The 15,037-nt window shown below is 49.5% G+C and carries 14 protein-coding genes; 13 read left to right on the top strand and 1 reads right to left on the bottom strand.

Annotated elements, in window-relative coordinates; genetic code table 11:
* The first annotated feature begins 600 nt into the window (after positions 1 to 600).
* The 11 genes from ACGCCZ_RS13870 (at position 601) to pgsA (ending at position 12,112) form a co-directional block, all read left to right on the top strand.
* A complete protein-coding gene (locus ACGCCZ_RS13870; RefSeq protein ID WP_411656339.1) occupies positions 601 to 840 on the top strand; it encodes a hypothetical protein in 240 nt (79 codons plus the stop codon).
* A complete protein-coding gene (locus ACGCCZ_RS13865) occupies positions 825 to 1,970 on the top strand; it encodes a VCBS repeat-containing protein (protein WP_411656338.1) in 1,146 nt (381 codons plus the stop codon). The genes ACGCCZ_RS13870 and ACGCCZ_RS13865 overlap by 16 nt, the downstream gene beginning before the upstream one ends.
* A gap of 128 nt (positions 1,971 to 2,098) precedes the next feature.
* Positions 2,099 to 2,803, top strand: a complete 705-nt coding sequence (locus ACGCCZ_RS13860) for a response regulator transcription factor (RefSeq protein WP_054325017.1) — start codon at positions 2,099 to 2,101, stop codon at positions 2,801 to 2,803.
* Between the two features lie 36 nt (positions 2,804 to 2,839).
* Complete coding sequence (locus tag ACGCCZ_RS13855; RefSeq protein ID WP_054325015.1) at positions 2,840 to 4,288, top strand: sensor histidine kinase; 1,449 nt, start codon at positions 2,840 to 2,842, stop codon at positions 4,286 to 4,288.
* Position 4,289: 1 nt separating this feature from the next.
* Positions 4,290 to 5,279: a DUF1385 domain-containing protein gene (locus ACGCCZ_RS13850; RefSeq protein ID WP_085531478.1), complete on the top strand. Its 990-nt coding sequence runs from the start codon at positions 4,290 to 4,292 to the stop codon at positions 5,277 to 5,279.
* Positions 5,276 to 6,058, top strand: coding sequence for a N5-glutamine methyltransferase family protein (locus tag ACGCCZ_RS13845; RefSeq protein ID WP_411656337.1), 783 nt, complete (start codon positions 5,276 to 5,278; stop codon positions 6,056 to 6,058). Before ACGCCZ_RS13850 ends, ACGCCZ_RS13845 begins: the two co-directional genes overlap by 4 nt.
* A gap of 1,489 nt (positions 6,059 to 7,547) precedes the next feature.
* Positions 7,548 to 7,811, top strand: coding sequence for a hypothetical protein (locus ACGCCZ_RS13840; protein WP_411656336.1), 264 nt, complete (start codon positions 7,548 to 7,550; stop codon positions 7,809 to 7,811).
* A 528-nt stretch (positions 7,812 to 8,339) separates the two neighbouring features.
* On the top strand, positions 8,340 to 9,515 hold the full coding sequence (recA, locus tag ACGCCZ_RS13835) for a recombinase RecA (protein ID WP_082402315.1): 1,176 nt from the start codon (positions 8,340 to 8,342) through the stop codon (positions 9,513 to 9,515).
* Between the two features lie 27 nt (positions 9,516 to 9,542).
* Positions 9,543 to 10,187 (top strand): regulatory protein RecX, encoded by a 645-nt coding sequence (locus tag ACGCCZ_RS13830; RefSeq protein WP_054324993.1) that lies wholly within the window; start codon positions 9,543 to 9,545, stop codon positions 10,185 to 10,187.
* Positions 10,165 to 11,487 carry a 30S ribosomal protein S12 methylthiotransferase RimO gene (rimO, locus tag ACGCCZ_RS13825; protein WP_085531484.1) on the top strand — a complete coding sequence of 441 codons (1,323 nt, stop codon included), beginning with the start codon at positions 10,165 to 10,167 and terminating at the stop codon, positions 11,485 to 11,487. The genes ACGCCZ_RS13830 and rimO overlap by 23 nt, the downstream gene beginning before the upstream one ends.
* 25 nt (positions 11,488 to 11,512) lie before the next feature.
* Entirely contained in the window at positions 11,513 to 12,112 is a 600-nt protein-coding gene (pgsA, locus tag ACGCCZ_RS13820) for a CDP-diacylglycerol--glycerol-3-phosphate 3-phosphatidyltransferase (protein ID WP_085531487.1), read from the top strand.
* A 43-nt stretch (positions 12,113 to 12,155) separates the two neighbouring features.
* Here the strand turns inward: pgsA and ACGCCZ_RS13815 are convergent, their stop codons facing one another.
* A complete protein-coding gene (locus tag ACGCCZ_RS13815; RefSeq protein ID WP_054324991.1) occupies positions 12,156 to 12,500 on the bottom strand; it encodes a helix-turn-helix domain-containing protein in 345 nt (114 codons plus the stop codon).
* A 194-nt stretch (positions 12,501 to 12,694) separates the two neighbouring features.
* Here ACGCCZ_RS13815 and ACGCCZ_RS13810 point away from each other — a divergent pair, with 194 nt between their 5' ends.
* Together ACGCCZ_RS13810 and epsC are read left to right on the top strand one after the other, a co-directional pair.
* On the top strand, positions 12,695 to 13,786 hold the full coding sequence (locus ACGCCZ_RS13810) for a TasA family protein (RefSeq protein WP_411656335.1): 1,092 nt from the start codon (positions 12,695 to 12,697) through the stop codon (positions 13,784 to 13,786).
* A gap of 533 nt (positions 13,787 to 14,319) precedes the next feature.
* On the top strand, positions 14,320 to 14,988 hold the full coding sequence (gene epsC, locus ACGCCZ_RS13805; protein WP_054324989.1) for a serine O-acetyltransferase EpsC: 669 nt from the start codon (positions 14,320 to 14,322) through the stop codon (positions 14,986 to 14,988).
* Positions 14,989 to 15,037: the final 49 nt, after the last annotated feature.

The following is a 15,037-nucleotide window of genomic DNA, read 5'->3' as shown; positions in this document are numbered from 1 at the left end:
TGTGTAAAGTATAAAAGATATGTTATCACATGATTCAGTTCATGCAGGTGGTGGGACCTGTGGATAAATGTTTTCATGGATATAAGGAAATAAAAAATATTTCGCTAGCTTTCAGATTTTTCTGTATTTTTAAAAGGATTTCTCTTATGTATGGGTCCCCTAATTTCAGGGCATTCAATTGAATAGTACAGGTGAATCATGGAGGCATCCAGACGCATGTTTATAATGTGTCCGGCTGTTCTTGTTTCTTCTTAGTTAAAATCTGGGCGGTGAAGGGCCTATTTTTGGGGGAGAAAACGCGGGGATATAGATACAGAAATAGATTCACAGGTTTGCTTATAAAAGCTGCTCAATAAGGAGGGGATAAAAAGGAACCGCTTCTGTTGGAAGGGGAGGGAGTGGAAGATTTCCCATTACAGATTTGATACTGTTCAATTTGCGCAGAAGATGCTATAATAGCAAAGATATCAGTGGATTTTTTAGAACTATTTCTTATATTAGGTTAAAAAATAGACGATGTATTCCAAAATAATAGGGAATATGGATACAGAATCATCCCTTTATCGATCATGGGGTTGCTTGGAAAAGGAGGGCTGCGGATTGTCTCATAGATTGCGCATTTGGTGCACGGCGGTTGCCGTAGCTCTGGTTATTTCGACGCTGTTTTCAGGGTGCTCTCTATCGGCCTTGGACGCGCAGTCCTTAATGCGTCCGCCGCGTCCCACAGGGGAGCGTGCACAAATCCACGATGAATTGGAAAAATCGGCGGGCGGAAGCCTGACCCTCAAATATCCCAGTCGGGGGAATACCGTTCGGCCATTGTTATGCATAGCCTGGTAAGCGCGGGGCAAGAGGATGCTATTGCTTTTTACCAGAAAAAGGGCGATAGCGCTGGCATCAATGTCATGTTTATCCATAAGCAGGAGGACAGCTGGAAAGCGATTGGTGACTTTAATAATCCAGCTAGTACGGTGGATAAGATTTGCTTCGGCGATGTAAACGGCGATGGCCACGATGAGGCTGTGATCGGCTGGGGAAGCAACATCAACAACTCTACAACCATCTGTGTGTATTATTTTGATCGGGGGGAGATCCATGAACTCAAGTTGGAACAATCCTATACCGAAATGGTTGTGATGGACTTCGATGATGACCGGTGCGACGAGATTTTTACCGCGAGCGTTACGGTGGGCGACCAGCCGGCCATTGCGCGGCTTTTGCGCGTAAAAGACAATCAGCCGGAAATTGTCGGCTCTGCCAATTTGGATACCACGGTGACCAGTTATGCTTCTACAGCAGCTGGAATCATCAGCGAAACCGGGGAACTGAAAGGGGTTGTCCTCGACGGCCGCAAAAGCGCAGATACCCTGGTGACGGAAATGCTGTACTGGGATGAAGAGACTTCTACTCTGCAATCTCCGTTTTACGACAGCAACGCACAGACATCCAATTACACCACGCGCAAAACGCGCGCTGTATCGCAGTCCATCGGGGACAGCAAGATTATCGAGATTCCGATCGTAACCCCTATGCCAGGTTATACAGCGGACAATGCGCCCGATGAGACAAGCTATCTTACGAACTGGCACCGTTTTGATGAGCGGGAGGGAACGTTGGTGCGCAGTGTTTCCATGGTGATGGATTATACCGACGGGTATTCCTTTTTAGTGCCAGACATGTGGCGTGGAAAGGTCAGCACCCGGATGGATGCAGCCACGCGCACTCTGACGTTTTATGAATGGGTTGTTGCAGATGAAACGACGGGGTCAGGGGCGATGGGCGCGGCATTATTGCGTCTACAGGTGTTTACCAAGGATAAATGGGAAAAACAGGAGGGAACAGACGGCTATTATCAGTTGGTCGATAACAACAATCTGGTGTTTGCCGCGTCGATTCCCACACCGGATAACGCACTGTCCCTTACTATCAATGATATAAAAAGCGGATTTGAACTGATTCATCAGGAATAAACGTCGTCTTTGCACGCTGCCTTTATTCCAGGATAGTGATACAAAACCCATGGGGGAGAAGCCCCTGTTTTTCGATGGGGAAAAGCGGAACAGCCGCTGGAACGTTCAGGTGGAAAGGTTGTATTGTTATGAAAAAAGTACTGGTTGCGGAGGATGAACAGGCCATCCGCGAATTCGTTGTAATCAATTTGAAGCGCGCCGGTTATGAGGCATATGAGGCTTCAAACGGGGAAGAGGCGCTGGAGACTTATGAGCGGGAGGGCAAGGATTTTGATGTAGCCATTCTCGACATTATGATGCCCGGAAAATTCGATGGCCTTGCCGTTTGTAAGGAACTGCGAAAGCAGAGCGGCTCCATTGGTATCATTATGTTGACGGCGCGCACCCAAGAGATGGACAAAGTCAGTGGGCTGATGATGGGGGCGGATGACTATGTGACAAAGCCGTTCAGTCCTTCGGAGTTGGTCGCCCGTGTGGATGCCGTTTATCGCCGTGTTGCGCTTGCACAGATGCGCGACGAAAACAATTTTAAGGAGGAAATCCGCTCTGGCGAGTTCGCACTCAATTTGCGCAACCGCACATTGATGAAGCGTGGCACGCCGATCGAATTGACACAGGTAGAATTTCAAATCATGGAATACTTTTTTTCCAACCCTGGCACAGCCCTGGACCGTTCCGCCATATTAAAACATGTTTGGGGGGAAGCCTACTATGGGGAGGAAAAGATTGTCGATGTGAATATCCGCCGCCTTCGTATGAAAGTAGAGGATGAACCCAGCAACCCAAAGCACATTGTCACGGTTTGGGGCCTGGGCTATAAGTGGGAAGCGTAAGGCAAGGCGATTGCTTGAGAGAGGAGGGAAACCCGCATGGTGGTAAAAGGCATTACAAAACGCTGGCTTTTGAATAGCCTTGGTGTTATACTGATCTTAATCATTGCGCTGGTTTTCAGCCTTTCGTTTGCCATTCAGAATTATATTTATTACGGAATCCAGCAGGCAATCAACGGCCGTGCGGGAGAGATTACCAATGTCTTTTCCGATTACGGGCAGCGGTCCTCGCAGGATTTTATCACGGTTGCACGTAACTATGTAGAGAATTTCCCCAATAAAGAGAGCATGGAATTGATGGTCTTTAATGCAGAAGGCCACATCATCACGACATCCATCGGCTTTGCCCCCGATGAGAGCCAGCCAATGCCGGACTATCAGCAGGCTTTGGCAGATTCCAATGGCTATGGAACATGGACCGGGAATCTGACCAGCGGGGAGAAGGTGATGGCCGTCACACGGGTGATCCATAACAATGCCGGCAGTGTTGTGGGGGGCGTGCGGTATGTTGTCTCTTTGGAGGAGGCAGACAAACAGATCGGGATGCTGGTGTGCATCTTGATTTTAGCAGGTGCTATTATTTTGCTGTTTATCTCGGTTTCGAGCTACTATTTTATGAAGTCCATTCTCACGCCGATCAAAGAGATCGGCGCAACCGCGCGGCGCATCGCTCAAGGCGATTTTAAAGCGCGCATCGAGAAGTCAAACGACGACGAAATTGGGCAACTGTGTGATACCATCAATGACATGGCGGTAGAGCTGGGGGCGGCGGAAAAGATGAAAAATGATTTCATTTCCTCTGTATCCCATGAGCTGCGTACACCTTTGACAGCTATCAAGGGATGGGCGGAGACGATGCAGGGTGGCGGAATGGACGACGCCACGTTTGACAAAGGAATGAGTGTGATTATTCGGGAATCGGAGCGGCTTTCCGGTATTGTAGAGGAGCTGCTGGATTTTTCCCGCATGCAGAGCGGCCGTATGACCTTGACAATGGACAAAATCGACATCCTTGCCGAGTTGGGCGAAGCGGTCTATATGTTCAGCGAGCGCGCAAAATCCGAACACAAATACCTGCTGTACGAGGAACCGAGGATGCTTTCCCCGGTGCTGGGGGACATCAACCGGCTGCGTCAGGTATTTGTCAATATCTTGGACAATGCGTTAAAATATACAAACGAGGGCGGAACCATCAGTGTGGTTGCCTCCGAGGAAAACGGATTTATCCGCGTCGCAATCAGCGACAATGGGTGTGGAATTCCGCCGGAGCATCTCCCCAACGTGAAGAAAAAATTTTATAAGGCGAACCAGACCGTCCGTGGCTCTGGAATTGGTTTGGCACTCGCCGACGAGATCATGCGGCTGCATTCCGGCAGTCTGGAGATTGAGAGCCACGAAAATGTAGGAACAGTGGTCACTATTCGAATTCCTACATTCCGCGAAAGAACGCCGGACCCCGCGCAAGACAAAGAAAGGATACCCGAATAGAATGGCTAGAGAAACAACAAAACGCATCACCTCCATCGGCGGGCAAGCTTTGATCGAGGGCATTATGATGCGTGGACCGAAGCGTACAGAAATTTCTGTTCGCATGCCGGACGGCACGATTTCCTCCGAAACCTTGGAGACGGGCGGTTTGGCAAAAAAGTATAAGATTTTCCGCGTCCCGATTTTCCGGGGGATTGCAGCGTTTATCGATTCGCTTTCCACCGGATTTAAAGCGCTGAATATTTCAGCGGAAAAGTCCGGTATGGCGGAAGAAGAGGGGGAACCCTCAAAGTTTGACCAGTGGATGGAGCGCGTTTTTGGCGATAAGCTGATGAATGCGATCATGGCAGTAGGAACGGTTTTGGGTCTGCTGCTGGCAATTGTGCTGTTTTTCTTTTTGCCGACGTGGTTGTTTAATGTGTGTGAGCAGTACCTCTTTGGCGAAGGAATCGAAGGCTGGCGCTCCATTGTGGAAGGCGCCATGCGCATCGGAATTTTTGTTGCGTATATTGCAGTTGTTGCGCATATGCCGGAGATCAAGCGTGTGTTTCAGTATCACGGTGCAGAACATAAGACGATCTTCTGTTATGAAAACGAAGAGGAACTTACGGTGGAAAATGTGCGCCGGCACGGACGCTTCCATCCGCGCTGTGGCACCAGCTTCATGATTATTATGCTGTTGTTGGGCGTGATTATCGGCTTCTTCATTCCGTTTACCAATCCGATTTTGCGTACACTGGTCAAATTGTTGTGTATCCCGTTGGTGGTGGGCATTGGTTATGAGCTGATCCGTATTTGCGGCCGTTATGACAACCTTGCAACACGCATCATTTCGGCCCCTGGCCTTTGGATGCAGCGCCTGACAGTGAAGGAACCGGACGACAGCATGATCGAAGTGGCGATTGAGGCAATGAAAGCGGTGATTCCGGAGGATGGTACCGATCTGCAATGCCCATTTCAAGCCAAACAGCCGAAGGAGAAAACAGCATGACGCTGCGGCAAGTTTATCAAAAAGGAAAAGTGCTTTTGGAAAAGGCAGGGATTGAAACCCCTGCCTTTGATGCTGTTTGCCTTTTTCAGAAGGTCTTCGGACTGGATCGCCAGCAGTTGATTATCCACGGGACGGAAACAGCCGCCGATTCTAAGGCAGACGCTTATTGGATGCTCTGTGAAAAGCGTGCCAAAGGCCGCCCGCTTCAATATATCCTCGGAGAATGGCCATTCATGGACTTTACCCTCCGCGTGGGGGATGGCGTGTTAGTACCGCGCGAAGAAACAGAATTATTGGTGTATACCGTTGCAGAACACATAAAATCGGCTGGCCTCGCCCGAGCGGATTTGCAGGGGGCCGATCTTTGCGGCGGCAGCGGCGCGGTGGCGTTGGGATTGTCGTCCCTGTTACCAAGGCTGAAACTTTTCTGTGCAGAGTTTTACGAAGAGGCTTTTCACTATCTCGAAGAGAACGTCCGCCTTTTGGAAAATAAGGCGGTATGCCCCGTCCGGCTGGATGTTCTGTCTCCGGAGGCAGCGTTGCCCGTTTCGAGACTCGACCTGGTAGTGTCAAATCCCCCATACGTAGCGGCATCTGAAATTGCCGGACTGCAAAGAGAAGTGCAGCAAGAGCCGTATACAGCTTTGGACGGGGGAGGACGGCTTGCTGTTTTACCGAGCGATTGCCCGGCGGTGGATTCCCCAAGTACGTCCCGGAGGAATTGTAGCGGTGGAAATTGGAGAAGGACAGGCGCAGGCCGTGATGAAGTTGTTTCATGATGCAGGGGTTCGGGCACTGGAAGTGTATAAGGATTTCAATGGATTGGACCGGGTCGTCATAGGAACGGTTGAAAACGGTGTCTCATCGTCCGGCTAAACGGTCAACAAAAGGGAGAGGGTCCCAACAGTCATGAAGGGACTTGAGAATATCCTCTGAATACTCTCGCTTTTTCAAATCTAGATATTTTTCAGGTAGAAAGAGGATGCCCCTTTCCTATGGATTGAAAAATTCGTAGTTTTGGGACATCCTCTCTTTTTGGTTAGGCTCCCCGGCAAAGCTGGTGGAGGAACTCTGTAAAAAGCTTTCGTATCGGGCAAAGTGAGCGGATCACAACAATCTTTTGATGAAAGAAGGCTGCCGTTAGAAAGGCGATTGCCCGTTTACGGGGTGTGGGGCAAGTGATATAACCAGAATAAAGTTTATACGTCTTGAGATGTTTGCAGGAATAGGCCCTTATTAGGGGCTTATGCTTCCTTAGCCGGTGGATTTGGCTACCGGATATGGACAGCCCAATTTTTCAAAATACAAGGAATCATAGAGTCCTCAAAACCTATAAAGGCGAAGATGAGGAAAACCTGCCTTGCTTGCCTATAAAATGTAGGTAAAGTCTGCAACGGATGTCAAGACGATCTGCCCTGCTTGCCAATAGGCAAATCCGGCGAACTACCATAATGGTTCCCTTCATTTACCTAAAAATGTAGGGAAGGCCTGCAACGGATGTCAAGACGATCTGCCCTGCTTGCCAATAGGCAAATCTGGCGAACTACCATAATGGTTCCCTTCATTTACCTAAAAATGTAGGGAAGGTCTGCAACGGATGTCAAGACGATCTGCCCTGCTTGCCAATAGGCAAACTTGGCGAACTACCGTAATGGTTCACTCCATTTGCCTATAAAATGTAGGGAAGGCCTGCGACGATTGTCAAGACGATCTGCCCTGCTTGCCAATAGGCAAACTTGGCGAACTACCGTAATGGTTCACTCCATTTACCTATAAAATGTAGGGAAGGCCTGCGACGGATGTCAAGACGATCTGCCCTGCTTGCCAATAGGCAAATCTGGCAACTACCATAATGGTTCCCTTCATTTACCTAAAAATGTAGGTAAGGCCTGCAACGGATGTCAAGACGATCTGCCCTGCTTGCCAATAGGCAAACTTGGCGAACTACCGTAATGGTTCACTCCTTTTGCCTATAAAATGTAGGGAAGGCCCGCAGCGGATGTCAAGACGATCTGCCCTGCTTGCCAATAGGCAAACCTGGCAAACTACCGTAATGGTTCCCTTCATTTACCTAAAAATGTAGGTAAGGCCTGCGACGGATGTCAAGACAACCTGCCTTGTTTGCCTAATAGGCAAACCCGGATAACTGTCGTAATGGTTCCCTTCATTTATCTATAAAATGTAGGGAAGGCCTGCGACGATTGTCAAGGCAATCTGCTTTTTTACCTAATCGGCAAATCCAGTTATCTATCGTAATGGTTAGCCCCATTGGCTTATAAAAAATATAAGAAAGACCTACGACAATTATCAGGATCCTTTATACTGGAGTCAAAGGGAGCGGAGAGAAACAGTCGGGAAAATAGCGCTTTTCCATTCTGTATCGAACAAAAAAGGAATACAAAAAATGGGGAGAATATATTTTCACAGGATAAAACAGGTGAATCGGTGCCACCCAAAGAGCAAAACGAAGGGACATTATTGGGTAAAGAACCGATTGCTTGTGAACAACAAGTTTATATTCGCTATCGGTAACATTTTAAGATCTTTCTATGGTGGTTTTGACCGCAGGAGTTACATATACAGGTTTCCATCGTAAAAGAAAAAAGCTGGCTGATAGGCTTTTACACGAACGCCAATGATCCTAGAAGATGTCGTCAAACCGATACCGAATCATGATGCGTAGAAAACAACAGAGAGGATGAATCCAAACGGTCTGTTGGGCACTGAAACTTTATATGGATATAGACTAGGGGGACTCTCCTTTTGCATAGAACGCTTGAGATAGAAACCCGGGCAAATCTTTGTTCGAAATTGTTCGGAATCCATTGCTTTTCTTTGAAAAATACGATATAATAACCTCACACACGAAGCGGGAATCGACGATATCCGCTTCATAGAAGAACGATGGAATCCTTGATGAAAAACAAAGTCCGTTTTTCATCGGATTTGTGAAACAATCGTCCGTTTTGTGTTCGTCAATTTTATGTCATAAAAGCTGTCATTTTAAGACGCCGGAACGTTTTCCGGCGTTTTTCCAATCAAAAGACCGGAGGGAATCAAATGGCCATCGATAAAAGTCGCGGCGCAGCTGCGGGAAAAACCATGGATAAAAAGGCGGCGCTGGAGACAGCGCTTGCGCAGATTGAAAAGCAGTTTGGCAAGGGCGCGGTGATGCGTCTTGGCCAGAATGAGGCCATGCATGTAGAAGCGATTCCCACGGGTTCGCTTTCTTTGGATCTGGCGCTTGGCATCGGTGGGTTGCCGCGCGGCCGTATTGTCGAGATTTACGGGCCGGAGAGTTCCGGTAAAACCACCTTGGCCCTGCATTGTATCGCGGAGGGACAAAAGAACGGCGGGAATGCGGCATTTATCGACGTGGAGCATGCGCTTGATCCGGTGTATGCCCGTGCGCTCGGCGTGGATGTAGATGGATTGCTGGTGTCCCAGCCGGATACCGGTGAACAGGCGTTGGAGATTACAGAGGCACTGGTACGCTCCGGCGCGATCGACGTAATTGTTGTCGACTCCGTAGCAGCGTTGGTGCCGCGTGCGGAAATTGAAGGGGAGATGGGCGACAGCCATGTTGGGCTTCAAGCGCGCCTGATGAGCCAAGCACTGCGCAAGTTGGCGGGCGCGATCTCGAAATCGAACTGTGTGGCGATTTTTATCAACCAGCTGCGTGAGAAAGTAGGCGTGATGTATGGCAACCCGGAGGTTACCCCTGGCGGCCGTGCATTGAAGTTCTATTCCTCGGTGCGTATCGACATTCGCCGGGTCGAAACCCTCAAAAATGGCACGGAGCAGATCGGTTCGCGTACCCGCGCGCGCGTGGTGAAGAATAAGATTGCGCCGCCGTTCCGCGAGGCGGAGTTCGATGTCATGTACGGCCGCGGCATTTCGCGCGAGGGAGAACTGCTGGACCTTGCGGTTAAGCTCGACATTGTGCAGAAGAGCGGCGCTTGGTTCTCCTATAAACAGGAGCGTTTGGGACAGGGGCGCGACAATGTTAAAACCCTGTTTGCTACGAATAAAGAGCTTGCAGATGAAATTGAACAGCAGGTCCGTGATAATATCGGCGCTCTGTATGCGAAGTCGGCAGTTCCCATGCCAAATGCATCGCCTGCAAAGCCGTTGGAGGTTCCAGCTGCTTCTACGCCTGCGGCAGAGCCGGCCAAACCGGCGGCTTCCCGGGCTGGAAGTGCGAAGATCGACATAGAGGCTGACGACGTAGAATAAACATAAGCATAAAAGGATGGGGATCGTTTGCTGATTACTGCGATGGAACCGCGCCGGAAACGCTTGACAGCTCTGTTTTTAGATGGAGAGTTCGCCGTGAAACTGGATACGGAGACGCTCCTGCAATCCGGTTGGCGGGTGGGAATGGAGATGGACGACGAGGCGTTACACCAGCTCATCCAGCGCAGCGATACGCATCGGGCGCAGGAAAAGGCGCTCTATCTGTTGGAGCACCGCAGCCACTCCAAAAAGGAACTGACGGAGAAAATTTCCCGTACGGCAGGCCGGGATGCGGCAGAACATGCCGCGCAGCGGATGGAAGAGCTCGGCCTGATTGACGACGTGCAGTATGCACGGCGCTTTGCAGAAGAACTGTTACAACGGAAACGCTTTGCCGCCCGGCGGGCGGAATATGAACTTTTACAGAAGGGGATTGACCGGGAACTGGTGCGTACCATTGTGGATGAGTTGGCGCCGGAACCGGAGGAATCGCTCCGCCTGCTGATTGAACGGAAGTATCGAAGCGCTTTATCGGACGAAAAAGGCCGCCGCCGGGTATTTGCCGCATTGCAGCGGCTGGGCTATCGCACGGAGGATATCCGCAGTGTACTGCGAAACTATATCGACTACGAAAATGAGGATGGGATGAATGGCATCGGTTGGAATGATTAGCCTTGGCTGTGAAAAGAACCGCGTGGACGCAGAGATTATGATGGCGCGCCTGCAAAAAGCAGGATATACGTTGGTGGACGACGCTTCCTGTGCGGATGTGGCCATTGTCAATACCTGTGGTTTTATTGAGGCTGCAAAGAAAGAATCCATCGGGGAGATTTTGGAACTTGGAAGGCTCAAAAAGGCTGGCTGTATCAAAGCGCTTGTCGTCACGGGCTGTATGGCAGAACGCTACCAGCAGGAGATCCGGAAGGAATTGCCGGAAGCCGACGCGGTGTGCGGCATTGGAGCGGACGCCGATATAGTGGAAGTGGTAGACCGTACTCTGCGCGGGGAGCATCCGGAACTCTTTCCGGATAAAATGTTGTTGCCTCTATGCGGGGAACGCATCCAGTCAACGCCTCCCTATTCATCCTATTTGAAGATTGCAGAAGGCTGTGACAATCGCTGTTCCTACTGTGCCATTCCATTGATCCGCGGGCCGTACCGTTCCCGTCCGATGGAGAGCATCTTGGAAGAAGCGGAAACCTTGGCGAAGAATGGAACAAAAGAATTGATTGTCATTGCACAGGACACGACCCGTTATGGCTGTGATCTGTATAAAAAACGGATGTTGCCAGAACTCCTGCAAAAGCTTTGTAAAGTGGACGGGATTGTGTGGATTCGCGTTTTATACTGCTATCCGGATTTTATGACGGAAGAGTTGATGGACACCATTGCGCGCGAGCCGAAAATTGTCAAATATATAGACCTTCCTTTGCAGCATTGCAGCGGCACGGTATTGCGGGCGATGCGCCGTTTTGGCAATCGGGAAAAACTCACGGCATTGATTCAAAAGATGCGCGCGCGCATTCCAGGATTGATTCTGCGTACGACGATGATCGCAGGATTCCCGGGGGAAACAGAAGAGGATTTTGCGCAGTTGTGCGCGTTTATCAAGGAAATACGCTTTGAGCGTCTGGGATGTTTTGCTTATTCGCAGGAGGAGGATACTCCTGCGGCAGAGATGGAAAATCAGATTGAAGAAGAGGAAAAGCGCCGCCGGGCGGACCGGGTGATGGAGACCCAGATGGGCATCATGCAGGATTGGGGCGAGGCGCAGGTTGGCAAAGTATTGGATGTGTTGACCGAAGGCTTTGAGGAAGAGACCGCCTGTTGGTTTGGGCGCAGTTATGCCGACGCGCCGGAGATTGACGGCAGAATTTACTTTACCGCCGGGGAGGCGCCGGCGCCCGGACAGTTTGTGCGGGTACGTATCACGGCTTGCATGGACTGCGACCTGATGGGTGAAGCGGAATAATCCGCGCCCGGTTGGAGGAATGAAAATGAATTTGCCCAATAAATTGACGGTGCTGCGGATGGCAATGGTACCATTCTTTGTAGGAGCGCTACTATGGCAGGGGTTGCCGCACCGGTATCTGGTCGCGCTGCTGCTGTTTGTTGCGGCGTCCTATACAGATCATTTGGATGGAAAAATTGCTAGAAGCCGCAATCTGATTACGAACTTTGGAAAGTTTATGGACCCCTTGGCAGACAAGATCCTTGTGATTTCGGCCTTGATTTGCTTTGTGAGCCTGGATTTGATCAATCCGTGGTGGGTATTGGTGATTGTGGCACGCGAATTTCTTGTTACATCCCTGCGATTGGTTGCTGCGGATGAAGGGGTTGTAATCGCCGCGAACAAGTGGGGAAAGGCAAAAACGGTAAGCCAGATTGTTGCAATCGCATTGATTTTGGTGATGCAGTATGTGCAGGAATTGGTGGCCATGGGCGTGCTTTCCGCTTTTACAATGGGCGGGTTGCCAAGCTCGGCAATTTTCCTTTGGGCCGGCGACGGGTTGATGGCAATTACGGTGTTTTTCACCGTGCTTTCCGGAGGAATCTACTTAAAGCAGAATTGGAAGGTCATAGGGAACTCCAAGTAAATACAGAAAGGCCACGGAAAGCGTTGGGACGCTCCGTGGCCTTTTACTTTTTTGGTAAGTTTTTCCTCTGTTTTCTTCGTACCTTTTTAAATCGTAAAAAGGCGACATATTCCCGAACTTCTCTTTTCTCTGAATCCTCAAATTCCGCGGGCAATACGATACAATTCTTTGTCCTCAGGAACGAATACGGTTCATCCACCAAACCAAGCAGGTAGTCAAGCGATATATCAAATAGTTTAGCAATTTCCATTTTCGTTTTGTCGTCTGGAGCGCTGCGGTTTCGCTCATACGAGGAAATAGTGTGAATGGATACGTTGAGTTTATCCGCTAAATCCTGCTGGGAAAGGCCATGATCCTTCCGAAGTTCCTGGAGCCTTTCACCTAACATGGGTTTCCCCCTTCGTATATTCGTTTCTTTCGTTTATCACTATCATTATAAAATTTCTACGAATTTATACAATTAAATGAAAGAAAACTTATGGGTTTTTCTTGACACCCATATGAAACTACTGTATCATTTAAATAATCCGGAAGAAACTTATGGGTGACCGCGCCCCCATAATCCCAAAAAGGAGGAAAAACATGAAAACAAACAAAAAGAGGATTGTTTTGTCGGCTCTTTCCTTGGTCCTGGTGTTTTGCCTGATGGCTGGCGGGACCATGGCTTGGTTTACCGACACAGAGAAGGTGGCTGGAAATTTCTCTGCCGGCGTATTGGATATTGAGGTGAATCCAGACGAAGATGGTTTTACAACCAAAGAACCCATGGAATTCAAAAATCTCCGTCCGATGCTCCTGAAGAACTTTGATAAGGAATTGGTAGAATCCGGCGACGTAAACAATCTGGAGAACAATGGACAGGACCCGGACAACTATCCGCAGGACAACCTGCCGATCTATTTCCGGCCCGTTCGTGTAGAGAACAAAGGCACACTGCCGATCTACATTCATCTGGGCATGGAGCCAACCGGAAGTGACGATAAGGAGCCGGTCCTCTATGGTGACGACGAGTTCAATATCAATCAGGACTCGTATGGGGTCAAGGATTGTGAAAACACGCTTGAGACGGCGCTCAAAATTTTTGTCTATAAGCAGGTGAAAAATTCAGAGGACCCAAGTCAATACACATGGGAACGCGTCAGAGGTGTAAACCTCAACGAAACTTCAAATTGGACAGGGGAGAGAAAGTGCTACGACCCAACCGAGGTAATTGGCGCTGGTGAAGAGGTTACATACATCATTGGCGGCTATCTGCCCTCTCAGACAGGCAATGAATATCAGGGCATGCATTACCATGGGAACCTGGTGGTTTACGCACAGCAGGCGGATCAAGGCCCCTTCAAGCATGGCGATGGCAGTGAAGAGCCGGAAAATATCACAGTAAATGTCCCGGCAAAGATTCTTGACCAAAGTGATGTATCGAATCCAAAATTCCTCGAAGACGTGGAAATTCCGATGACTTTTGACCTTGGAACAGAGGTAGCAGATTCGGAGGAAATCGTTGCGTATCTGAAGGATTACCTGGAGACCTATGAGCACGAGGGACAGAGGTACAAATATTTTGGGAATATGCCAGAAAAGTTTAAAATTGTCTATAATAGGGAGACTGGTAAGTACGAAGCCGATTTTGACGGTGCAGAATACTTGGCAATTGGCGTATTGCCAATAGAGTAAGTTGTTATGAAATGACTGAAAGATTGGACGGACGTTTTATTTGATAATTCTATGATACAGGAAATATATCGTGGAGCTTATTTATGAATAGAACGAGCAATCTGGAATGATGAGGGCGCAATATTGCTGCATAAGTTTTGAAAGCCTCTTTTCTTTGCAAAGAAAGCCGTTTTAAAGTTTCCTTTCCTGTTCTCTTTACATTTTCCGGTGGGCAGCATATAATAAAGTATACAGAGTATATTTTGAAATGCAGTGAGCGGAAAAAGTACCTCCGGTTAATCCTACAACAGAGAGAAAGCGTCGTTGGCTGAAAGCGTTTTCATGTGGGCCCCGAAGGAAATTGCGTCCGTGATGCCGGGGAAGAGACCGGCAGTGCAGGCGAGGGGAAAGGGATCGTATCTTCGCACGGAAGCCGCCGTTACCGGCAGCAACGAGAGATAAAACGGAGTGGAACCGCGGTTAACGACCGCCTCCGTCCCTTAGGGGACGGGGGTGGTCGTTTTATTTTTGGAAAGCAGGTGACGAAGGAAGCAATGTTTGACCAGTTAAAGGCAGAGCTGGACTCGATTATGGAGCGCGACCCGGCGGCCCGAAGCCGTTGGGAGGTTTATTTTCTCTATTCGGGTTTTAAGGCAGTGCGCTCCTATCGCAAAGCACACTGGTTCTATCAGCATGGGCACAAGTTTATTGCACGTTGGATCAGCCAGCGTGCCCGGCATAAGACGGGGATTGAGATTCATCCCGGCGCGACGATTGGGAAGGGGTTGTTCATCGACCATGGCATGGGCGTTGTGATCGGTGAGACGACTGAGATCGGAGATAACTGTACTTTGTACCAGAATGTCACGTTGGGGGGAACCGGGAAAGAACACGGAAAGCGCCATCCAACCCTGGGGAACAATGTGATGGTGGGGTCCGGGGCAAAAGTATTGGGCCCCTTCAAAGTGGGGGATAACGCCCGCGTAGCCGCTGGGGCAGTTGTATTGGATGAGGTCCCGCCCAATGCGACGGCAGTTGGCGTGCCCGCCCGCGTGGTACGAATCAACGGTGTAAAGCCGGACAGTCTGGATCAGGTCCATGTGACAGACCCGGTTTCGCAGGAGCTGTGCCGCATGCAGGCAAAGTGTACCCATCTGCAAAGACGGTTGGAGATATTGGAGAAAGAGGTGGATATTTCTCCAAAACTGCCGGAGGAAGAATAAAGCAAGTTCGGATGGCATGTGCAATCCCCTGAAGCCCATTCGATGGAAA

The organism is Anaeromassilibacillus sp. SJQ-1 (assembly GCF_046693725.1).
Lineage (GTDB): Bacteria > Bacillota > Clostridia > Oscillospirales > Acutalibacteraceae > Anaeromassilibacillus.
This window is presented reverse-complemented; position numbering and strand designations above follow the sequence as displayed.